We start from the raw sequence: 21,734 nt of genomic DNA on the forward strand, positions 1-21,734 counted from the left end.
TCTATTACTACAATAATAAACGGATTAAAACAAAACTGGCCGGAAAAACTCCGGTTCAATACCGAAATCTTTCCGACCAGCTAGTTGCTTAAACTTCTCTCCAATTTTTGGGGTTCAGTTCAGGGAATCCTTTTTGTGTATAGCAAATTAATGCTTAATTTTGAGATATGACTAATCTTTTAAATAGACGGGCTATAAGGTTTAAACCAATCATTAACAACCCAATGAAGAAACTGATTTTACCTAAATGGCTTCCGGGTGTGTGATAAGACAAAACTATATTATTCTTACCCGCAGTTAGGGGAATCCCAATAAATCCATTACCAAGTTTAATTAGATTAGCACGGGTACCTTTAACCGTCCAACCATGACTATAAGGAACAGTAGTTGCTAGTATTCTAGGTTTATCAACGGTAATAGATGTTGATAGTTGGTTATTGCCTAATTTATAACGTGGTGCTGTTTGTTGCACGTGTTGCGCTACTTTATTAAAACTTTTGCCTGTTGGAATTGCTTTCACTTGAATGTCAAAATCATATTGTCCAACTTTATCAAAAGATATGGGAATAAAAGTTTCTTTATTCACAGCATTAGCTTGGCCAAGGTTTAATGTAATATTCTTCTTTGGATTATAAAATGATAGATTTGATTGTCCAGTTTGTGTGAATTCATTACTTATGTCATTGTAAGTAGTGGATATAGTGTAGTTATTAATTTCCTTGCCAATACTACTAAAATTATTCTTATACCAATTCCAAGTAAATGCTTGCTCATTGTATCGCCGATCAATTAAGTTTTGTGCATTTCTGGCATCTTGCGTGTGTTTATAACGATATTGATTTAAGGCGACTTGTTGCTGTTGTTTTAAATGATAGGGTTTAAAATGGATATTTGATATTTCCAAGTGTAATTCAGTACCCTTTAAAGTTTTGGAAGGACTGAGATAAAAGCCTTCAGGCAACCAGTCTGTATTTGTTTTGTACGTAATATGTTGTTTTTTCTTTGCTTTTTTTGTTAAATCAGTTCTTATTAAACCAGAAGCAACTTTTTGACTAAATTTTGATTTGTCAGAAGATGAATGACTAGGTAACACAACACTATCAGCCATTGAAGCTTCTTTTTCTGTTGGTGATAGTGCATTATAGTATTTTTGGTTCAAGTAATAATCTGGTAGATAAGTCAGTGGATAAGCATTTTTAGAGTGGTTAATTGTCTGACCATTAACAATCTGATTCGTCTGTGTTTGATAAGAGTTAGGTGTTAATGTGTCTGGGTTTTCATAGCGATCAGAAACGCCTAAAACATTACTAATGACGTTACGTGAATCAAGGTCACCAGTAATATCATTAGGATTGGACGAACTGATACCAAGTGGAGCTAGCCCGTTGCTAACTGAGCCACTCTGCAATGACCAATAGCTTTCAACATTGTTCAGCTTACTTAGAAGTGGGAGGTTAGTTGCTGGCGCAATATCGGTTGCATTATTCAATTGATTATCCACGTAAGATCGACTGATTTGTTTATTATTTTGATTTTTATAATTATTTTGTTGATGCAGTAACTGTTTAACCACTTGATTTGGTAATAAATCGGTTGCTTTGGGATTGGTATTACTTGTATGATTACGAGTCACCAAGAAAAATGCATTAAACATGACCAGTAAAATTAACCACATTGGTTTAAGTGCGACATTGGATTGCATGAGCCATAATAAAGCTAATGAGGCAAAATATAGCGCAATCATCATACCATAGCGGCTATTTAGATTAAAATTACTTATGACAAATAATGAAAGGCTTGCTAATATACCAGTAATAAAAAAGCTTAAATAGTCATGCCTATTTAAAGTATGTAACTGCGCCATGAGATGCAGGACCATTAGGCTAATCGGTAATGATAATAGGAATAACCAACGATTAGATGGCGAAGAGCCACCATTAAAAATGGCTCCAAATATGGGGAAACAAAGGCTAATTAAGCTGGCTAACCATAAATAATTAAACAGGCGATATTGTCGCCAACGTCGTAAACCAAATATAATGGCCATAATACTAATGGCTGTAAAACCTCCAGTTAACCAAAATGATGGCGTGGTCTGATTGGCAATTAGATTACCAGGTAATGAAAAATAATAGTAGGCAGGGTATACGGTTAGTCCATTTGCAATGGTACTATTTGACCGTGCTGAATTGAAGACAGCATCCATGCTAGGTAACAATAATGGGGCAGCCAACAAGCTAGCAACTAACCCCGAGAGTAAAGTTCTAATAAATACTTGCCAATTTGGCCAAGTTTGTTTTTTAATATGATAGCCGAGCCAATAGACACTTAATCCAATCATCATCATAAAGGCAAAATAAAAATTGTTCCATAGTGTCCAGAACAACATTATGATTAAGAAACTATATTTTTTCTTAGATAAAGCCACATCTAATGCCAGGATGAGGAGCGGAAAAATAATTAAAGGATTGATAAAAAACGGATGTTCAAAAGCTGAAAATGCTGTATATCCTGAAAATATATAACCAAATACAGCTATCTGATAGTGCCATGTTGGACGGTTTTTGAACCAATGTTGCGCAGCTAACAAAAAAGCAATACCAGCTAGGTAAAGGCGCACGATAACCATCCAGTTGTAGTATGCAATTAGGTGAGCTTTAGAAACTAAGGCAGCGCCGTAGCTGAATATGTCTCCTAAAGTGTAATAAGAAAAAGTTTGGTAATAATCGGCTCCTAGACCAATTTGCCATTGCCAATTAGTTGGTAATGTGTGATTATGAACAATGTTTTTTAAGTCTTCTTGCCAGTGTACTAAGGCTGGAAAGTGTTGTGCGATACCATCTGACTGCCAAATTAATGACGTATCTGTAATGTAGTAAGGCGCAAAAATAAATATCGACAGAATGCCGAAAAGAATCGTATATATGATTACTGGCCGGTTAGACCATTTCAACCAAGAGCGCATGTTGATACCTCCAAAAGACTATCAAAATATTATAGCATTTTCAGGGTTACTAAAGCGTAAAAATGGCAATAATTAGCTGATGATAATCGGCCTGAAAACCTGACAAATAAATAATTTAAAGTAAGTGTGTAACCGTTTACAGATGATGAAAGATAGTCTATAATTACACAAGTACAGTAATGTTTGTACTTTTGAATTATTATATAAATAAGGAGCGTGGCAATTATGGTGAATTTCATTATTGCTAGTCATGGTGAATTTGCTGCGGGTATCCGACAGTCAGGTCAGATGATTTTTGGTGAGCAAGAGAATGTTCAAGTAGTAACATTTATGCCCAATGAAGGTCCGGAAGATTTGACGAAAAAGTTTGAGGATGCTCTTGCAACATTTGAACCTGAGGGACAAGTATTGTTCCTCGTTGATTTGTGGGGTGGATCACCGTTTAACGCTGCATCTCGAATTCAAGCCTTGCATGAGGACCGTATGGCCATCATTACAGGGTTAAACTTGCCAATGTTAGTAGAAGCTTATGGGGCTCGTTTCACAATGGAAACAGCTGCTGAAATTGCAAGTTACTTGATGCCGGTTGCACGAGATGGTGTAAAAACCTTGCCTGAAACTGAGGAACCAGCAGGAGCCACTGCAGATTCTGCAGAAGAAGGTGATGAACCAATTGTTGAGGCTGGAGATATTGATGAGGTTATTCATACTGGTTCGGCAACGATGGATGTTCGTTTAGCACGTATTGATTCACGACTACTACACGGACAAGTAGCGACTGCATGGACAAAGGCTGTGACGCCAAACCGTATCATCGTTGTTTCGGATGGTGTGTCAAAAGATGAGCTACGTAAGACATTGCTTGTTCAAGCAGCACCAGTGGGTGTTAAGGTTAACGTTATTCCTATTCAAAAGTTGGTAGATGTCTGGGATGATCCTCGATTTTCTTCAGTAAGAGCTTTGTTATTATTCGAAACACCACAAGATGTTGCGAAGGCTGTTGAGGGCGGTGTTAAGTTGGATGAAGTTAACATTGGTTCAATGTCTCATTCAGAAGGTAAGCGTATGTTAACGAATGCGGTTGCTGTTGATGATGAAGACGTTAAGACATTGGAATATCTACGAGATAATGGTGTAACTTTTGATGTTCGTAAAGTGCCAGCCGATCAAGGTAGAGATGTTTTTGACTTATTAAAGAAGTCGTAATTTGTTATTAATTAAATAGTAGAGAAATTATTCGGGAGGATAACGCATGATTTCAGCGTTTTTCGTAGTTCTATTTGCATTCCTAGCTGGAATGGATGGAATTTTAGATCAGTTTCAATTCCACCAACCATTGGTTGCCGCAACTTTAATTGGGTTAGCTAACGGACACTTAACTGAAGGAATTATCCTTGGTGGAACGTTACAAATGCTTGCTCTAGGTTGGATGAACATCGGTGCTGCTGTTGCACCTGATGCTGCCTTAGCTTCAACCGTGTCAGCATACCTAGTAACTGGTCCAGCACAAGTTAGTGTTGACACTGGTATGGCGATTGCTATTCCTTTGGCGGTTGCTGGTCAAGTTTTGACGATTGGTGTTCGTACGATTACAGTTGCTTTGGCTCACATTGTTGATAAGCAAGCTGAAAAGGGTAACCTACGTTCAATCGAAGCAATCCACTGGACAGCTTTGGCATTACAAGGTTTGCGTATTGCAATTCCAGTTATCGTCGTAATGGCGGTTGGTGCTGGTCCTGTTAATACTGCATTGAATGCTATTCCTGATGTGATTACAAAGGGATTGGCTGTTGCTGGTGGATTCATTGTTGTCGTTGGATATGCAATGGTTATTAACATGATGGCAACTGCCGAGCTTTGGCCATTCTTCTTCTTAGGATTCGCCTTGTCAGCTGTTTCAGAATTGAACTTGATTGCCATGGGTATGATTGGTCTTGTATTGGCTTTGATTTACCTACAATTGTCACCAAGATTTAATGGTGGATCAGGTAATGGCGGCGGTTCAAATGGTTCAAATGGCGATCCAATTGATGCCATTTTAGATAATTACTAAGCTTGGAGGATAGTACATCATGAGTGAAAATGAAAAAGTCGAAGTTCACTTGCGCAAAAGTGATCTTGTAAATACTTGGTGGCGTTCAACTTTCTTGCAGGCTTCATGGAATTATGAGCGTATGCAAAACGTTGGTTGGGCATTCTCATTGATTCCGGGTATCCGTCGTTTGTACAAGTCGAAGGAAGATCGTGCCGCTGCAATGAAGCGTCATTTGGAATTCTTTAATACACATCCATATGTGGCTTCACCTATTTTGGGTGTTGAGCTTGCTATGGAAGAACAACGTGCAAATGGTGCACCAATTAATGATGAGGCCATGAACGGAGTTAAGGTCGGAATGATGGGACCTTTGGCTGGTGTTGGAGATCCAATTTTCTGGGGAACGATGCGTCCAGTTCTAGGAGCGTTTGCTGCTGGTATGGCACAAGGTGGTTCAGTGATGGGTCCAATCATCTTCTTCGTTGTTTGGAATCTAATCCGTATGTTGTTCCTATGGTATACGCAACAACTAGGTTATAAAGAAGGTACAAACATTACGCAGGACCTTGGTGGTGGTGCGATGCAAAAAATCACCACTGGTGCTTCAATATTGGGTATGTTTATCATGGGAGTTTTGGTTCCTCGTTGGACGACGATGAACTTCCCGGTTGTTATGTCAAAGGTTAAGGTACAAGATGGTGCGGCTGCTGATATTCCTGCATTAGCTAAGTCAATTAATGGTGGCGATGTTTCTGCATCACAGATTGCTAAAGTTGTTACCCAAATTCAAGATGAACAGTCGCTAACTGCTTACAAAGTCACAACTCTGCAAGACACATTGGATGATTTATTGCCTGGATTGGCACCATTGTTGTTGATGTTTATTGTTTTGTGGTTGCTACGTAAGCGTGTATCAGCTATCACAATTATCTTTGGATTGTTTATCGTTGGTATCTTGGCATACGCCTTTGGTATTATGGCATAGTACAATTTAAAGTAAATTTGTTAGAATAAAAGATGAGGCAGTGAGTACGCTGACCCATCTTTTTTTATATAAAATAGGAGAACAATAATGGTCCAAGCATTAAACACAAAAATAATATTGTCAGGTAATGCGAATGCAATGATGTCACCCGTTAACATTCAACAAGGTAAAATGTTTTATGGTGACCGTGGCATGGAATTCCGAGCTAATACACATGGTGGTTATATTCAAATACCGTGGAAAAATGTCAAATCCGTTAGTATGGAAATCATTTTAAAGTTTTACTATCGTGGCTTTTTTGTAACGACTACAGATGGTAAGACCTTTGAGTTTGTCGGGGGGAAGGCAAAAAAAGCCGTCAGTGTATTTCGTGAATACTTAAAACCTGAACAAATTATGCGTCGTAAAGGGGCCATGGAACGTAAGCGAAAATGATTTGTGCTAAAATGAGCAAAAGGGGGGGATGGACTAATGAAGACTTTACACTTATATGTTGTACGTCATGGGAAGACGTATTTTAATCGTTATAATAAGCTACAGGGTTGGGGGAATTCACCTTTAGTGGAGTCAGGTATTCAAGATGCCTATCAAGCTGGTCACAAACTATCTCAGGTACACTTTAAAGCAGCTTATAGTTCAGATACTACTAGGGCCATGGATACGGCCAAAATTATTCTAGATGAAAACAAGAATAGCCGTGATATTAGTTTAATTACAGATGCAAAATTTCGTGAAGAGTTTTACGGTAGTTTTGAAGGGTCAAATATGGATGTGGCTTGGACTAGTGCTGGTGCGCCAGTAGGATTACGTACTTATGCAGAAATAGTGGATCAATACGGTGTTGATAAAACGAAGGACTTATTAAAAGATGCTGATCCATGGCACGATGCCGAAAATAGTGAAGAATATTGGCAACGTGTGCTAGCTGGACTGAAACGCATATTGACTAATCCTGTTTTAGACGATGGTGACAATGTGCTTTTGATTAGTCATGGTAATACGTTGATTTCTTTAGCTGATCGATTTGGTGAAGGTAAAATTGCTGTACATGAACGTCCGGCAAATGGTTCAATTTCTCAGATGGAATTGAACAAAGATGGGCTTTCAATTATTACATATAATAATGAGCCGGTGCAGGATTAATTAATAAATTTTTAGGATTATAGACTGGACATATTCTTTGATGACAGTCTATTTTTTAATGAAATTCGGAATAAACCTTTATGACATGATATACTTATTGACGTCATAAAGGAGGCAGCAATATGGGCCGAAAGAAAAATATTCCAATTGGGACTGCAGTAGTCATTGTTGGTCTTTTAATTTTACAGCAAACCGGTGTGATTAATATTAATGATCAAACAAACAATAATAGTCATCAATCTTCTTCATCAGCAAAGGTTAATAAAACAGTAAATGTTAAAGACGGGGTTAGTTATGGTACAGTTACTGACACCCATCCAAGTGAATCACTAGCTAAAACGGTATTAACGGATGATGTCGTTAAACAGTTAAATGCAAATAAAGTGTCATTTAATAAGACGGGTGCTTATATTGTTAATGATAACCAAACAAATTTGAATGCGCAGGTTAATGTCGCACCATATGTTCAATTAGCACAACAGGACAGTCTTGGTCGACCAGGAGTAGCAAATGCATTCTTAAATAGAACTAGTCGGCAATATCAATCACGATCAGAGACTGGAAACTCACGAACCATTGAACCAGTTGGCTGGCAGCAGGAAACGATTGGTGGTCGTTATAATACACTGTATAATCGAGGGCATTTAATTGGGTATGCCTTGGCGGGTAGTCTTAAGTCGTTTGATCCTTCTGAAGCGAATCCACAAAATATAGCAACACAAACGGCATGGGCTAATCAAGCTTCAAATGGCAATTCCGAGAATACAGGGCAAAATTATTATGAGACGCTTGTTCGAAAGTCACTCGATAATAATCGTAATGTGAGATATAGAGTGACACCGGTTTATATTGGCGATAATTTGGTGCCATCAGGTAATCATATGGAAGCAAAGTCTAAAGATGGCCAATTGCAATTCAATGTTTTTGTACCTAATGTTCAGCCGGGTGTTGAAATAGACTATGCAACTGGTAATAGTACGGTGGTTAAGTAATTTACAAGATATTTTGGACCCCTTGAGCTGATGATAGTTAGTTCAAGGGGTCCAATGTTTAGCTACGCATTAGATTGTCTTTTACTTAAAAAAATGTATAATTACTTTTTGATGGTGTATTAATTTTATAGTGTGTTAATAAGCTGGTAAAAGCGATTTAAATCATAATATCATTGATGTGTTCTCACCAAAATTATGTTTTTTAGAATATGGGGGAGTAGAAAGTGAAAGAATTTTTTGGAATTATTGGTGGTATGGGAACGATGGCGACAGAAAACTTTGTTCATACCGTAAATCAATTAACTGAAACGCATAAAGACCAAGATTATCTAGACTACATTGTTTTTAATCATGCTTCTATTCCGGACCGAACAGCTTATATATTTGATCATACAAAACCTAATCCATTACCTTTGTTACAATCGGATGTTGAGAAATTAAATGATATAGGTGTTTCATTCATTGTTATGACTTGTAATACAGCTCATTATTTTCGATCAGAGTTACAAAAGTCATCTAAAGCGCCAATTTTAAGTATGCCTAATATAGCGGCAAGCGCTTGCCAAACGGGCACTAATAAAAATAGTAAAGTAGGTATCATGGCCACTGATGGTACGATTTCTGCAGAAATATACCAGAAAGAATTAATTGATAAAGGTGTGCAACCGGTCGTACCGGATGAACTTCATCAGCAAAGGGTTATGTCATTAATTTATGATGACATTAAAAATAAGGACTTTGTGAACCGGGAGAAATACCATCAATTGATCACGTATTTCTTTAAAACGCTTGATTGTGATTACATTATTTTAGGATGTACTGAACTATCGGTTGCTCAAGAACAAGAGCCATATCCATCTGAATACATCATTGATGCGCAACATGAGTTGGCAAAATATGTTGTTAAGCATGCTGAATAAGAGCATGACTATGTCTTTTAATGTGTATATTTAAATTTTCGAAACATATTTATAACTAAAAAAGCATCCGGTTGAAGACAATGACTCTTCGTGCGGATGCTTTTATTTTAGAAATTTTTGCTTAAATATTGTCGTTTATTTTTTCGATTTCGGAAAAATAGATATGAACTAAATCCGATAAAGCTACCAACTGAAATTATTAATAGTGATTCATTTTTATTGTTAATAGATGTCAGTTTAATCGTATTAGTTCCTTTGGTTAGTTTTACTCGTAACAACTTAGCAGATAAGCTGTGGGTTTTGTTATTATTTACCCAGATATTATAATTTTTACCGTTATACATAACAACAGGTAAGGAAACTATTTTATTTTTATTCGCCTTGATCTGAAAGAGAACACCATTGTTAGTTAACTTTTTTTGTTTAGGCACGGTGACGTTTTTGTCAAACAATACACTAACATTAGTTTTAGACCCTTTAGCAGGTAAGTAATCAGAAAAAGTACTGCGATTCTTTAACGTCGTGTAATAGTTGCTCGAGTTCAAGGACTGACGATAGGTCCAATAGTTATAATGGTTTTGATAAACTGCTGATAGAGAAAATGCCATAATCAGCATATTTAATAAAATCAACCGTTTCTTGTTAACTGTAGTGTGATTTAAAAATAAAACAAAGCCAATACTGATTAATAGACTAATGATAACAAAGAGACGACCATAAAATTGAATAATGCTAAGTGGGGTGTTAACGAGAGTTTCTATAGGCCACCAATTAAAGATGAATAGATAAATAACTCCTGCACTGATAATCCATGTTTTCCAAGTTGAATTTTGCTTCGATTTATATGCAAGGATAAGTAAGCCTATTAATAATAGGGTAACTGGTAAGCCTAAGTTCCAGCCTATAGAATTCTCAGATTTAATATCATTATTCAATAACGTTGTGAGCATTGTGTTCATGTCCAACATTTTTATTGTTTTAAAGGGTTCCACAATATTATTTAATAGATAAACATCTAGTAAGTTATATATGGCATATAAACCAACTAGTATACCAACAAGTCCTACTTTACAGAAGGCTACTAACACATGACGTGTCATATTCTTTGTCGCACATCGATGCAGAATACTAATTAAAATAATGAGAAGACCAAATATAAGGGAAATGATAGGGGTATTGATTAATAGTCCCATTCCTAATCCAAGAACTAAAAAGCCAGTTTTTTTGGCATCATAGATTTGTAAAATTCCTAAAAATACCAAGGGTATAAATGCGTAAGCTATTGATTCACCAAAAGCAGAGCGAGAGTACAAATCTATAAAATGATAATTATAAAACTGATAAATTACCACGCCAGTATAGATGATTATTCGACTAGATGAAATATAACTCATGAGGGATTTGGCAGTTGATATTGTAACTATGTTTAGGATAAGGAAACCAGCTGCTAACCCCCATATGGGATTTTGGAATATTAAATTAGGAATTATAAATATTAGACCTGTCAGCCAGGGGTACAGTGAATTGATAGCGACGCCGATGGCTGAATTTTTGTGAGACATATTTAAAATTTAGTGTATTGGGTATTGAATTATCTTTTAGTGAATCTGCAATAGATTGAAAACGGGCAAGATGGTAGACACCATCTGTAGAAATATTATAAAAGTGACTTAAGAAGGGCGCAATTGTCGCAATAACACCCAGCACAACAATCAACATAATATCAATGTAATTCACTTTATTCTTAAAAAATCCGTAGAGACTCATCTCATACTATCCTCCAATTTTGCTTAAAACTCCTAAAATAGAACAATTTAACATTATAATATCACTAGTATTGTTTATATATGTAAAATTAAAATTTAATGAATATTATTTTAAATTGTTAGGTATGTTAACAATTCAAACGGATAATGGAGGATTATTACATATTAAGAGTACATTGTATAATAGCTATTCTGTAATTAACTACCAGTTTCAAAAAGATAAAAGCACAAACTGGTAGCTAGTGTTTTAAATACAATTGCAACACTAGCCTTGCGAAATAATACAATGCTGAATGTTACACAGAATTGAATTTGCACGCCCAATTGCAAACAAGCGATTTTTGTTGAAGAGGGTGCTATAGTTGCACAGGGAATGCTGGAACTTTATTATCAGTTGAAGGTGATGGGCGAGTGTCGGTGTTTGTCAATTCATTAGATAATCCGGCACATATCGAAACTTTTCAATAATTAAAAATAATAAATAGTGCATTTATTTTGAATTGAAATATTATCAATGAAAATAATAAAACAAGACCAATTATATATAGTACGATACTCTGTATGGAGGAAATGCTTCGTTATGAGTAGAGATGAAAAGTTAAGGTGGGCCAACATAATAGCTAAAGTAGTATTAACAATAATATTGGTTATTTTAACTATTGTATTAATGATGAAAGGTTTTTAGTATGGTAGAAAAGGACGCGCAAAATGAAGCTAACAAGCGCTGGCAAGATAAAAATAAAGAACATGCTAAGTATCTAAAATATAGAACTTACGCACGATCATTCATTAGGCAGTTAGCAACTGATGACGATCTGGATGAGTTGAAGAAACTGATAGCGGATAGATATGATAGTGATTAATTTATTAATCATCCTTGGTGTTGTTATAGCTGCCATTATTCTACTGTCCATACCATACGTAGATGGATACCGCAGAGCCTATGAAGAGCTAACTGACAAGAGGATGAACCACAGGAAGGCGAAAGTCATTTCATCAGTATGGGCATTCGTCTATATTTTTTAGTTGAATAACTTTACAAAGTGAAAACGCCCCCCATATAGTCAAAACATACAAAAAATCTGCAAAGTATGCGAGAACGTACAGTTGGCAGGTTTAGAGTATTGCTATGAAGTTGGCGCTAATTAGAGTCTTTAAGGCTTATCAGCGTTTTTCTTTATCTCATAGACTTTTGTTAAGGCAATCAATTTGTAATAATAAATAAAAGGCCTGTTAGGTAAATAACCTAACAGGCCTAAAATTAAATTAACAAACTGAAAATGAATTTGGCACCAACTATAACACAAATATCTTTAATTCAACGTTTGTAGTGACTTATAAATGAACCCGGGGGGAGTTAGTTAAAGCCCCACAAAGACTGATACAAAGGCATTTAAGTTTCAAAAATACACATTAAAATACACATATTTGAGGATATCTAAGGGATCTAACCACTTAAATACACATTAATTTAAAAATTAACCAGTGATGTAAATACATCTGCTGTTTTTGCTTTATCACTTTCAGTCAGTCCACTGTACACTGATAACGTTGTTTGCACATCATCATGACCTAATTGATACTGTAATTGTTTTATATTCATTCCTGCTTGAATAGCAAGGGTGGCATAAGTATGACGGAAACCATGAACTTTGATACGTGGCAAGTTAGCTTGTTTAGCTATTTGAATTAACCACAAACGCAGTTTATTAACGTTTTGATAGCCTGTTAAGTCCCCGTTAGTAAAGACTATGCCAGTAGATTGCAAGCCACTAGCAAGCGTTAACTTAGCTTGTATAGCCTGCCAGTGACGTAAGATAGCTAATGTATTGTTATCAACCTTAACATCACGCTTGCCCGCTTTGGTTTTTGGTGGGTGAATCACCTCTTTTACACTCGAACTAGTGACAAGGTTCTTAGTAACATGAATCAGATTATTTTTATAATCAATATCAGACCAATTGAGTGCTAATAATTCGCCACGTCTCATGCCAGTGAAAGCCAACATACGAAACAACGCATAAATTCGATACATGTTGTCATCAGTACCATACAGCTTTTTAGCGCTACTCATGAACGTATTAAGCTGTTCGACTGTATAGAAGTCTAGCCTATCCGTAAATATGGGAGATGGTTTAGCTTTTGGCTTAACAATCTTATCAAATGGGTTTATTTCAATTAGATCCATAACAGCACATTGTGCAAGCGTTTGTTTCAATGGCATGAGATTCTTATTATAATCGTGAACAGTTGTGCTCAACTCATTTACAAATTGCTGTAAAATAGTAGGTGTAATTTCATCTACATAGCTATCTTTGAACCATTTAGCAACAAAGACATGGTTATCCATGAAACGAGTAACACGGAAGTAAGTTGTATCGGCTACTTTGGGTTTATAGGTAACTAACCACATCTCATAGGCGTCACGTAGCAGCATTCTATTCTTTGCCTGTTCCTGATTAGCTATAATTTCATCAATCTCATCAAGGGTTTTACGTTCCCACTTTTTCGCAAGGGTAAGGGACGTGAAACCCTTTTTATTTTTCTCATGACGTTTACCATTGCCATCACTATAAGAAATACGTACATTATATGTTTTATCTTTTTGCTTTTTAATACTCATAAAATTAAACACTTTCTATACGGGACTACCACATCGAGCGTATATGTATGGTTTATTTTGAGTATTTGGCTAACCAGATATGGCGAGTGAGAATGGTTCCACAGATTTGTGGAGCGACACTGGTAGCGCAGATTTGCGCAGCCCAGATTTGAGCCACGCTATTTCACTATGGAAATTATCAGAGTGAATCCACAAGTGGGCACGGTGGAACTTACATAATCATTTGAAGTAGTAACAGTACGGAAACGATAACAGCTAATGAACCTTGTTTGAAGAAAATTGCTTTATCCCCTGATGAAAAAGCACCATATAGAGCAACCAAAATAATATAAATCATAATTGCTAACAAACTGCCGTTGTAATTTTGCGTGAAAATCAATAAATAAAGTATTCCCACACCAATAAGCCCATTGTAGACACCTTGATTTTTAAGTAAGGTATTTATTTTTTCGTTTGCAAGATCATCTTTTGACATGTTAAATGTTTGGGCGGTACGAGACGATTTTGTAGCAAATGTTTCCAAATACATAATGAAAAAGAATTCCAATGCTACTAAGGTACTTAAAACAGCGATTAAGATTCTCATTTAACGTTTCCTTTCATGATGCTATCAAATATACCTTGTAAAGATTGTAGACCTATTTTATTAGTTTCTGACAATGTTTGTATATTGGTTTGCGAGAGTGGCATTATATCTGATTGCGACAAGCGCTTTTCGTTAGTCTTAGATAAACCTTTCCAATACATAAGATTTTCCTTTCATAGCCGAAACTTTGGCCGTGAGATCGGGGGCTAAGTTAGACACCCTTTTGTGACGTGGGCTATTTTGTATTATCGGGGTTGATATTTTTCTTTAATCTCAAAAAAATATCGTTAATAAGTTCCTTAGTTTCTGAGTTATCGCTTTCAATGTTGTATACGGTGTAACCAGCACTTATATATCTATCAAAGTCAATTAGAGCATCTATCAAGAAATCATAATAATCAGGATTTAAATCATCATAAAACCAGTCTTTACCGAAATTATTTTCGCTACCTAATAATCGTCCCTCAATTCCGGACGGTTTTTTATTTTTATCGGTATAAAAATCAGTAACAGTTGAACGTATATCGCTTAAATTACTCTCAATAATTTTTGTTATTGCCTGCTCATTTGTACCTGAGGCGAGATGTTCCATATTATTAACCGCAAGTTTCATATCGGTAGATACTTTACCAGTTGAATGGTTAGAATTTTCAATTTTATTGAATTCATTCTCTAATTTATTTTGGTATTCCTTGTTATCTGATAGAGTTTCTGCCCATAGGTCAACGGCATTCTTGTAATCTGTTAAACCTTGTAAATATCCCACATCAACGTCAAAGTAATCAGCTAATTTTTGCCACGTTGCTAACTTTGGTTCACGCTCATTTCTTTCATATCCGGCATAAGTTGAAACTGGAATTTTTAATTCTTCTGCAACTTCTTTTTGCTGTTTCCCTGTTTTTTTTCTTAATTCTTTAATTCTATTCATACAAGAACCTCCAAAAGTATAATACCACATAAAAACGCATATTGCATTTTTATAATTGACAAAACGAGTTATTCGTTTTAACATTATGACATGGAACGCATAACTCGTTTTATGAAAGGCGGAAATGTAATGGAATACCAAATTTTTACAGATACACTGCAAAAGGAATTATTAAAGAAGCAGGCTTTAAGTCGTTTAAATCGTACTAACTTAGCAAAGCACCTTAATTTATCACGTTCTACTATTCAAGATGTTCTAGATAAACCAACGCCATTTGTAGTTAGTGGTAAGACATTCACAGCAGTGAATAACTATTTACACCAAGATTTATAAGCGTAAAAAAGCCCCACCATGGCTAAATGGCAGGGCAGAAATCTAATTACAGCTATAACACGAAAGGTTATGAGGTTAATTATAACATGAAGAATTTAGTATTTGTACACGATATGAAAAGTGAACCATTTAAAACAGTGAGCGTACTTACATTGCACACAAAGACATCAAGACATGCAGTTATGCAATTAATTAATAATCACATGAATGAACTTGAAGAGTTTGGAAATATGGCATTTGAGATGCGTAAATTAAATGGGCGTGGACGACCTAAAAAAGAATGGCATTTGAATGAGCCGCAAGCAACTTTACTAATGACAATGCTAGATAACACACCAGTAGTTACTGAATTTAAAGTTAATCTTGTTAAAGCATTCTATGAGTTGCGTGAAGAGGTGGCTAATCAACGAGTTTTGCTAGAACGCAATAAGCAAATTAACAAAGATTTAGGGCAAGTGATCCATGAGTATTTGCCTGATAATCAATACGCCTATTCTAATTACCACACGTTGGCATATAAGGCAGTTACAGGCTACACACCTAAACAGCTAAGAAGCATGTACCACGTTGCCAACGCACAAGAGGTGCTTACGAGTGAACAATTGGATGAGTTCGAACGAGTGAAGCAGGCAATCGCCAGTTTAATCATGATTGGGCAATTATACAAAGTTATTAAGCAAGCTGTCTCAATCGTCAAGTAAAGGAGAGCGTCACTAATGGAGGCAATCAAAGACTTTTTTATTCAAATTAGTATTGCAGGCGTTGCATTGATACTAGTTGCACCAGTCATGGACTATTTTGTTAAACGCCACTTATTGCACGGGCTAGATTAAATCTAGGGCACGACTGAATGTTTGGTTAATCTTTTAGTTAGTATTAAAAAAACAATAATCGGGACTACCACACCGAAACCAAAAGAAAAAACCATCATCAGCAATGTGCACTAACAGTGGTTTAAATGGAATTTATAGCATCAAAAATAAAGGAGCGTTTTTTAATGACTAACAATATTGTAACAGATTATCCCGCACTTGTTGAAGCTGTTTTGTCAATTTCTGACAAGCTAGACATCCAAGACAACGGGCGTCAATGGATGAATAAACAGCAAGCGCAAGCATATGTGAATTTAGGAAAGCAAGCATTTAAAAAGTTAGTAGATGATGGTGTTATCCCAGTGCATTCACTTGATGAGCATGGACTGGCAAGACTAGAACGTTATAACCGTGATGAATTAGATGAAGCAATGAAGAGTTTGTAGATCACCACATCATGTTAGACACCACCAGCCCTAAGCATGGCGTTAAAAGGCAATCAATAAAAAGGAGCAATCATCATGAAGTGGAAATTACGACACAAAAAAAACAGCTACAAAAAATTGTAACTGACAGTTTCTAAAGTCATATATTTGAAAGTTTGGCGACCCGATAATATATGAAATCAATCAAGAACTCTCTTATAAAGAAAGGTTTATTTACATTATGAACAATCAAAGCGGAATGAGCAACCAAAACAAACTAGATTTAGCAGATTTGAAACATTCCATGAAAATTATCGACAGATTGGATGTAGAAATCAGTAACAGCGTTGCTTCTCTTACCATCAAAGATATGGAAGAAACTTCCAGATATAACAAAGTGGCTAGATCACTAGAAATAATTACTAATTTGTACCCAGCTATGAGCAAGTTACTAATTGATTTAAAAGAACTAATTAATGAATTACCTGAATATGTAGAGGTGGCAAACAATGAGCTTTAAACCAACGAAACAAGAGCAGAATGAAGCAATGGCAGGCATGTTTGAGTTGTACCACAACCCTATCAATGAGAAGCGTTACGATCATTATATTCGTGCGCTTACGTATGCAATAATGCTTTACCCAAATAATGTATCTATGATTGTGTCTAGCACTGAAAGGTTAAATAGTCGCTTGATTAGACCACTTTCTTTAAAAGAAGAAAAACAAGCAAGAATGCATTTAAGGGGGTGGTTACAAGATGATTTATTTAACTGATGGCGTCAGACAACACCGTTATGATGTCTTCAAGGAAACCAACGGGGACTTTTACCATCTTGCACAAATGACTAATACGCCACAAGAGGCGTTAAATCTGACAGCGGATCAATTAGCCGAGTATAAGCTGAATATGGCGAAATATGTGTTATATGGACGGGTTGAGGGTGTTGAAAGAGCAGACAAAGTTATTGGACGCACAGTGCTATTTATTGATATTGATGATGAGGGCAGTTATCCAGATACGAGTAAGCGTTTAAACGATTTATTAGAGGCTTACAGCGTGTTACACGTTATCTATCCAACTATCAGTAACAACATCAAAGAGGGCGCAAGGTTGCGTGCAGGCGTAGCACTAGGTAGGGCAGTGACTGCCGAGGAGTATTTGAAATTATGGTCTGTATTGCTCACCAGCATAGGCTTACACGGAGATGATACCGCCGTTAATAAGAGCTTTAAGCAATTACAAGGGCTATACGTAAAAACGTCCCAGAACTCTGAAAATGAACCGATTATATACAGTGACGGGCACACCTTGCCTGTTGATGAGTTCGTCAAGATATATGATGCAAACTCTAAAAAATACCGCAAAAAGACGCTATACATCAATGGTTTTAGTGTTGTTGCAGGCAAACGAGCAGTTCCCAATTGGGCAGAGCATAACAAAAAGTTTATCGCTTGCTTATTAGATCCCGAAAGCAATTATATGTTATTTGATGGTTGGGATAACATGTTGACAGCGATAGGTGGTTGGACGTTCAAAAATACCTATGGCGATGTTCGTACCACAGTTGAAACCGTTGAGGCGGTCAATAAATTGGGTAGTGATCCAATTAGCAACAGCGAATTGAAGCGCAAATTTGATACATGGTTTAAGAGGTGGACTATATGAGCGAAATGTTGACGGTGGATGACATTAGAGAATACGAAAAAAATCAGAAAAGCAAACCATTACCTAAATGGCTGACGGTGGATGATAAGAATAATAAAATTGTTGACTCAACAGCATTGGGCAAAGAAATCGAAAAAGAACACCCACTCATAAGAACACCCGCACTGATGAATGGTGCTTACTATAACGGTGGTTATTGGGAACGCATTAATGGTGCGAATGAATTAAATGCCCGCATGGCTAAGTTAGTAAACACTAAATTAGATGCTCATAATGCTTATAAAAAGCATATCAGTTGGGAAATCAGAGACTGGTTAAGTAGCGATATTTTTGTTACTGGTAATGTATTTGAAAAAACCGTGCCGTGGTTAATACCTTTTAAGAATGGCACATACAACTTACAAACTAATCAATTACAACCAGCCAATAAAAATGACTATATTCTAGGTGGTTTTAGTTACAACCTTGATACATCAGGACGAGATCCAAAAACGATTAAATCACTGATTAAATATATGGTGGGAGATGGCGACCAATTTCTAATAGAATATATCGGCTACATGTTTTATCGAAGCTATGAACCATTTAATAAATTTGTAATTTTACAAGGTGAACCGGGAAATGGGAAAAGCACACTAAACAATCGCATTATCAAACCGTTAATTTTAGAAAAAAATATCAGTCATCTATCCATGGAAAAATTAACCAAGACAGAGGGAACGGATGCATTTAACATCGCTGACTTATTGGGACACTATGCCAATATATTCATGGACTTGAAAAAGGTTTATATATCTAGTCCCGACCAATTGAAAAACCTAACAGGTGGAGATGGTATTAATGCAAGATTTAAAGGCGGTAACGAGTTCACACTGGAAAATTTTGCGACATTACTATTTGCAGCCAACGACTTACCAACGTTGCGAGATGATAAAGGGGTATTTAGTCGAGCTTTGGTTTTGACAACGGTTGCGCCAGTCGTACGAGATAATGCCATTGAGCAAGCTAAGCGAGCAAAACTATTCCCTGATGATGTTATAGAAGATGAGTTGCCAGCCTTTGCCTACTATGCTTTACGAGAATTTAAGAAAGCGCTAGACCGAGGCACGCTATCCATTACCGATACTATGAAAGAACTAACAGATGAATGGCGCAACAGTGATCCGCTAAGCATGTTCTTACAGGAGAAAACTCAAAAATGGGAAAAGGGAAATATCAACGGTGGCATTAGAGTTAACCGTTTGTATGATGAGTTGAAAGCTTGGTTCATAGATGGTGGTCTAACTGTACCAAGCAAAAAGTCAGTTAATGATGCATTGCTAGAAAGAGGCGTAGAACGTAAGAAAGTCATGCATGGACCTGATGATGATGAAAAACAGGCATGGCGATATATCGGCTTGGATATTGTGCCAGATGATGAAATTATCCAATAACTGTCCATAATTATCCATAAAAATTAAAAGCTTTGGATAGTCCAGAATGCTTATATACCAAGTGTTAAGAGCATTATTTTATGTAATTATCCATATTATCCATAAAAATATGAAGTTGTTTGTAAAGGAAATTCTACCCTCTATATGTAGCGACGCAACAAGTATGGAATTTTGTGGATAATTTGGATAGTTCACTAAAAAAACAGCCGTAACCATTGATATGACAATGTTTTTAATTATCCATAACGTATATCATTATTGGATATTTACTGAATAGTTAATGGATAGTTGGCATAAAAAGAGGAGATAAGACAATGGCATTTGACCCTAGAGTTACAGAAAATAATAAAATTCATTTACTAAATGCAATTGAAGTGCTGTTATTTACCATTGTTCAATATGCTGATGATGAAGATGAGAACGTAATTGAAGAAGCTAGGTACACTCCAATCGTGGACGATCCAGAAGATAGGTTGAGTGAGCTAGAAGCAACAGTTGAGCAGTTACGTCATGAAAACATTTACCTATTAAGCAAAGTTGATGAATTGGAGGCGAAATATTATGAGATATGAAGATTATAGTGAGCAAGCTTTCTTGAACCATTTGAGAACGAAAGATGCCGAGTTAATGGAAGAAGCTAAGCGCATAGATGATCCACTGCTAAGGGACGTTATGTATAACATGGCGCAGATTGTGGCACGTTTTGCAGATGTGGAAGATGAAAATGTGTTAGGTGCAAGCAACCATCTTGAAGATGAATTGGCTGACCTTAGAGATAATATGCCAGTGGTTGATAATAATGATGAATTAGCTGATGAAGTGTTTGAATTAAAGAAATACATTAAGGAATTGGAGGCAAGGTTATAGGAATGAAATATATATTTATCTTGCCACCTTAGAATGAGTAGGCATGGCGTGTATAAAAAAAGGAGGCATAGAATGACATGAGGTATAGCACAGACGCATTTTATAAAAATATAAAACACTTTGAAAGCATGATTGATAGATACATGTATAAGGTAATAGAACTAGCTAAGCAGAATTCTTTTAAGTTGAACGAACGTTTGGATGAGTATAGTGGTTCTGATTTAACAGATGTATTAGAGATGAATATTATGTTGTACGAACTAATTAAGATTAAAGAACACAGGGGTTGAAAATGTTATTTACTAAAAAAGAAACTAAGCAACAAGGCGCTACCGAAATTAAGGTTAATTCTATGTATCAAAAGGTTGCTGAACAAAAAACGGCGATTAAAAATATTGAGGATGAAAATACAGAACTAGAAGCAAAAGTTCATGATACCAGCTTATCTGTTTCTGAAGTAATTGAGATGAAACGCAAGATAACAGATAACAAAGCTGTATTAGAAACACTGAACGAACGGCTGCATAGTTCGCTACTAATGGTTGAAGATGCCCGTAAGTTAATTAGTGAAATTAAAAAGTCAGAAACTGCCGATAGTGATGAAGCATATAAAAAGGCTATATCATCAATGGTTACGTTTCACAATGTAGTAATGGAATACACAAAGAAAGCTAAGAAAGATGAAACAAATATTCGCCAGTTAGCTTATATGGTTGACGATATTACCACTAGAACAGGGGACTATCAAAAAGATTTAAACGCGCATGATTATATGCCACGTGTTCCGTTGCACGGTTTGGATCGCACAGCAAACGAATTACGACAAGAATATAAATTTTAAGGAGTGAGATATGGCTAAGAGTTTAAAAACGATTAAGAAAAACATTGATGCGTTAATCAAACGTGAGCAGGAAAATAATAGTGAGATTGATGAATTCAAAAAGCAAATGGCATTCAAAGAAGAGCGCATAGCAAGTCCAGATGTGGGCATGGTTGAAAAGGTGACTTTACAAAAGCAACTCATGGATGACAAAGATACCTTGAATATCATATCAGTCGGTAGAAATGAAAAAGGCATCACGAGATTTGAAAGCGACTCTATCAGAGACGACTTGAAAGAATTAGCGGCGCTGATGTCAAGATTATGGACAGGTTTTTTCGGCACCGAGAGTTGCCGGACTACGAAAATTTTTCAAAACCCGGATTTCAGCTTAAAACGGCGTGATTTCTGGGTGTTTTTGTAGGTGGAACAG

At 36.2% G+C, this 21,734-nt stretch carries 27 protein-coding genes; 21 read left to right on the plus strand and 6 right to left on the minus strand.

All coding sequences use genetic code 11. The features are described from left to right. A partial coding sequence (locus tag NGR58_RS10290) for an IS3 family transposase (RefSeq protein ID WP_407077151.1) occupies positions 1–92 on the plus strand: 92 nt, incomplete at its 5' end. A 62-nt stretch (positions 93–154) separates the two neighbouring features. Here NGR58_RS10290 and NGR58_RS07330 read toward each other — a convergent pair. Further along, entirely contained in the window at positions 155–2,965 is a 2,811-nt protein-coding gene (locus tag NGR58_RS07330; RefSeq protein WP_258088915.1) for a YfhO family protein, read from the minus strand. 225 nt (positions 2,966–3,190) lie between these two features. Between NGR58_RS07330 and NGR58_RS07335 the strand changes: the two genes are divergently transcribed. The 7 genes from NGR58_RS07335 to NGR58_RS07365 all read left to right on the plus strand — a co-directional run bounded on the left by NGR58_RS07335 (position 3,191) and on the right by NGR58_RS07365 (position 9,040). After that, positions 3,191–4,171, plus strand: coding sequence for a mannose/fructose/sorbose PTS transporter subunit IIB (locus NGR58_RS07335; protein ID WP_258088916.1), 981 nt, complete (start codon positions 3,191–3,193; stop codon positions 4,169–4,171). 46 nt (positions 4,172–4,217) lie between these two features. Then, positions 4,218–5,018, plus strand: coding sequence for a PTS mannose/fructose/sorbose transporter subunit IIC (locus NGR58_RS07340; protein ID WP_258088917.1), 801 nt, complete (start codon positions 4,218–4,220; stop codon positions 5,016–5,018). A gap of 19 nt (positions 5,019–5,037) precedes the next feature. Then, positions 5,038–5,985, plus strand: coding sequence for a PTS system mannose/fructose/sorbose family transporter subunit IID (locus tag NGR58_RS07345; RefSeq protein ID WP_258088918.1), 948 nt, complete (start codon positions 5,038–5,040; stop codon positions 5,983–5,985). 87 nt (positions 5,986–6,072) lie between these two features. Next, positions 6,073–6,420 carry a DUF956 family protein gene (locus tag NGR58_RS07350; RefSeq protein WP_075269264.1) on the plus strand — a complete coding sequence of 116 codons (348 nt, stop codon included), beginning with the start codon at positions 6,073–6,075 and terminating at the stop codon, positions 6,418–6,420. Between the two features lie 36 nt (positions 6,421–6,456). Then, positions 6,457–7,128: a histidine phosphatase family protein gene (locus NGR58_RS07355; RefSeq protein WP_258088919.1), complete on the plus strand. Its 672-nt coding sequence runs from the start codon at positions 6,457–6,459 to the stop codon at positions 7,126–7,128. Between the two features lie 122 nt (positions 7,129–7,250). Further along, a complete protein-coding gene (locus tag NGR58_RS07360) occupies positions 7,251–8,120 on the plus strand; it encodes a DNA/RNA non-specific endonuclease (protein WP_258088920.1) in 870 nt (289 codons plus the stop codon). A 224-nt stretch (positions 8,121–8,344) separates the two neighbouring features. Then, the gene (locus NGR58_RS07365) at positions 8,345–9,040 is read left to right on the plus strand and encodes an aspartate/glutamate racemase family protein (RefSeq protein WP_258088921.1); all 696 of its coding nucleotides are present in this window, start codon (positions 8,345–8,347) and stop codon (positions 9,038–9,040) included. 107 nt (positions 9,041–9,147) lie between these two features. Here the strand turns inward: NGR58_RS07365 and NGR58_RS07370 are convergent, their stop codons facing one another. Both NGR58_RS07370 and NGR58_RS07375 read right to left on the minus strand, forming a co-directional pair. Beyond that, positions 9,148–10,434: a hypothetical protein gene (locus NGR58_RS07370; protein WP_258088922.1), complete on the minus strand. Its 1,287-nt coding sequence runs from the start codon at positions 10,432–10,434 to the stop codon at positions 9,148–9,150. Between the two features lie 85 nt (positions 10,435–10,519). Continuing rightward, positions 10,520–10,807, minus strand: a complete 288-nt coding sequence (locus tag NGR58_RS07375) for a hypothetical protein (protein WP_258088923.1) — start codon at positions 10,805–10,807, stop codon at positions 10,520–10,522. A gap of 685 nt (positions 10,808–11,492) precedes the next feature. On the opposite strand from NGR58_RS07375, the gene NGR58_RS07380 reads away from it, so the two are divergent. Next, a complete protein-coding gene (locus NGR58_RS07380) occupies positions 11,493–11,669 on the plus strand; it encodes a hypothetical protein (protein ID WP_258088924.1) in 177 nt (58 codons plus the stop codon). A gap of 608 nt (positions 11,670–12,277) precedes the next feature. On the opposite strand, the gene NGR58_RS07385 is transcribed toward NGR58_RS07380, so the two are convergent. From NGR58_RS07385 to NGR58_RS07395, 3 genes are all read right to left on the minus strand, one after another. Then, positions 12,278–13,429 (minus strand): site-specific integrase, encoded by a 1,152-nt coding sequence (locus NGR58_RS07385; RefSeq protein WP_258088925.1) that lies wholly within the window; start codon positions 13,427–13,429, stop codon positions 12,278–12,280. A gap of 211 nt (positions 13,430–13,640) precedes the next feature. Then, complete coding sequence (locus tag NGR58_RS07390) at positions 13,641–14,015, minus strand: DUF1304 domain-containing protein (RefSeq protein ID WP_258088926.1); 375 nt, start codon at positions 14,013–14,015, stop codon at positions 13,641–13,643. A gap of 235 nt (positions 14,016–14,250) precedes the next feature. Continuing rightward, complete coding sequence (locus NGR58_RS07395) at positions 14,251–14,943, minus strand: helix-turn-helix domain-containing protein (RefSeq protein ID WP_258088927.1); 693 nt, start codon at positions 14,941–14,943, stop codon at positions 14,251–14,253. A gap of 129 nt (positions 14,944–15,072) precedes the next feature. Between NGR58_RS07395 and NGR58_RS07400 the strand changes: the two genes are divergently transcribed. The 12 genes from NGR58_RS07400 (at position 15,073) to NGR58_RS07455 (ending at position 21,725) form a co-directional block, all read left to right on the plus strand. Further along, on the plus strand, positions 15,073–15,276 hold the full coding sequence (locus NGR58_RS07400; RefSeq protein ID WP_258088928.1) for a hypothetical protein: 204 nt from the start codon (positions 15,073–15,075) through the stop codon (positions 15,274–15,276). 86 nt (positions 15,277–15,362) lie between these two features. After that, on the plus strand, positions 15,363–15,977 hold the full coding sequence (locus NGR58_RS07405) for a Rha family transcriptional regulator (protein WP_258088929.1): 615 nt from the start codon (positions 15,363–15,365) through the stop codon (positions 15,975–15,977). A gap of 296 nt (positions 15,978–16,273) precedes the next feature. Continuing rightward, positions 16,274–16,534: a hypothetical protein gene (locus tag NGR58_RS07410; RefSeq protein ID WP_258088930.1), complete on the plus strand. Its 261-nt coding sequence runs from the start codon at positions 16,274–16,276 to the stop codon at positions 16,532–16,534. A gap of 220 nt (positions 16,535–16,754) precedes the next feature. Beyond that, complete coding sequence (locus NGR58_RS07415; RefSeq protein WP_258088931.1) at positions 16,755–17,033, plus strand: hypothetical protein; 279 nt, start codon at positions 16,755–16,757, stop codon at positions 17,031–17,033. Further along, entirely contained in the window at positions 17,023–17,289 is a 267-nt protein-coding gene (locus tag NGR58_RS07420) for a hypothetical protein (RefSeq protein ID WP_258088932.1), read from the plus strand. The genes NGR58_RS07415 and NGR58_RS07420 overlap by 11 nt, the downstream gene beginning before the upstream one ends. Next, entirely contained in the window at positions 17,273–18,181 is a 909-nt protein-coding gene (locus NGR58_RS07425) for a hypothetical protein (RefSeq protein ID WP_258088933.1), read from the plus strand. Before NGR58_RS07420 ends, NGR58_RS07425 begins: the two co-directional genes overlap by 17 nt. Then, entirely contained in the window at positions 18,178–19,614 is a 1,437-nt protein-coding gene (locus NGR58_RS07430) for a DNA primase family protein (protein ID WP_258088934.1), read from the plus strand. The genes NGR58_RS07425 and NGR58_RS07430 overlap by 4 nt, the downstream gene beginning before the upstream one ends. A gap of 314 nt (positions 19,615–19,928) precedes the next feature. After that, positions 19,929–20,186, plus strand: coding sequence for a hypothetical protein (locus NGR58_RS07435; RefSeq protein ID WP_258088935.1), 258 nt, complete (start codon positions 19,929–19,931; stop codon positions 20,184–20,186). Beyond that, a complete protein-coding gene (locus NGR58_RS07440) occupies positions 20,176–20,481 on the plus strand; it encodes a hypothetical protein (protein ID WP_258088936.1) in 306 nt (101 codons plus the stop codon). The genes NGR58_RS07435 and NGR58_RS07440 overlap by 11 nt, the downstream gene beginning before the upstream one ends. A 143-nt stretch (positions 20,482–20,624) precedes the next feature. Beyond that, on the plus strand, positions 20,625–20,771 hold the full coding sequence (locus NGR58_RS07445; RefSeq protein WP_258088937.1) for a hypothetical protein: 147 nt from the start codon (positions 20,625–20,627) through the stop codon (positions 20,769–20,771). A 2-nt stretch (positions 20,772–20,773) separates the two neighbouring features. Then, positions 20,774–21,322, plus strand: a complete 549-nt coding sequence (locus NGR58_RS07450; RefSeq protein WP_258088938.1) for a hypothetical protein — start codon at positions 20,774–20,776, stop codon at positions 21,320–21,322. Positions 21,323–21,332: 10 nt separating this feature from the next. After that, a complete protein-coding gene (locus NGR58_RS07455; RefSeq protein WP_258088939.1) occupies positions 21,333–21,725 on the plus strand; it encodes a hypothetical protein in 393 nt (130 codons plus the stop codon). Positions 21,726–21,734: the final 9 nt, after the last annotated feature.

The organism is Weissella fangxianensis (assembly GCF_024718545.1).
Taxonomy (GTDB): domain Bacteria; phylum Bacillota; class Bacilli; order Lactobacillales; family Lactobacillaceae; genus Weissella; species Weissella fangxianensis.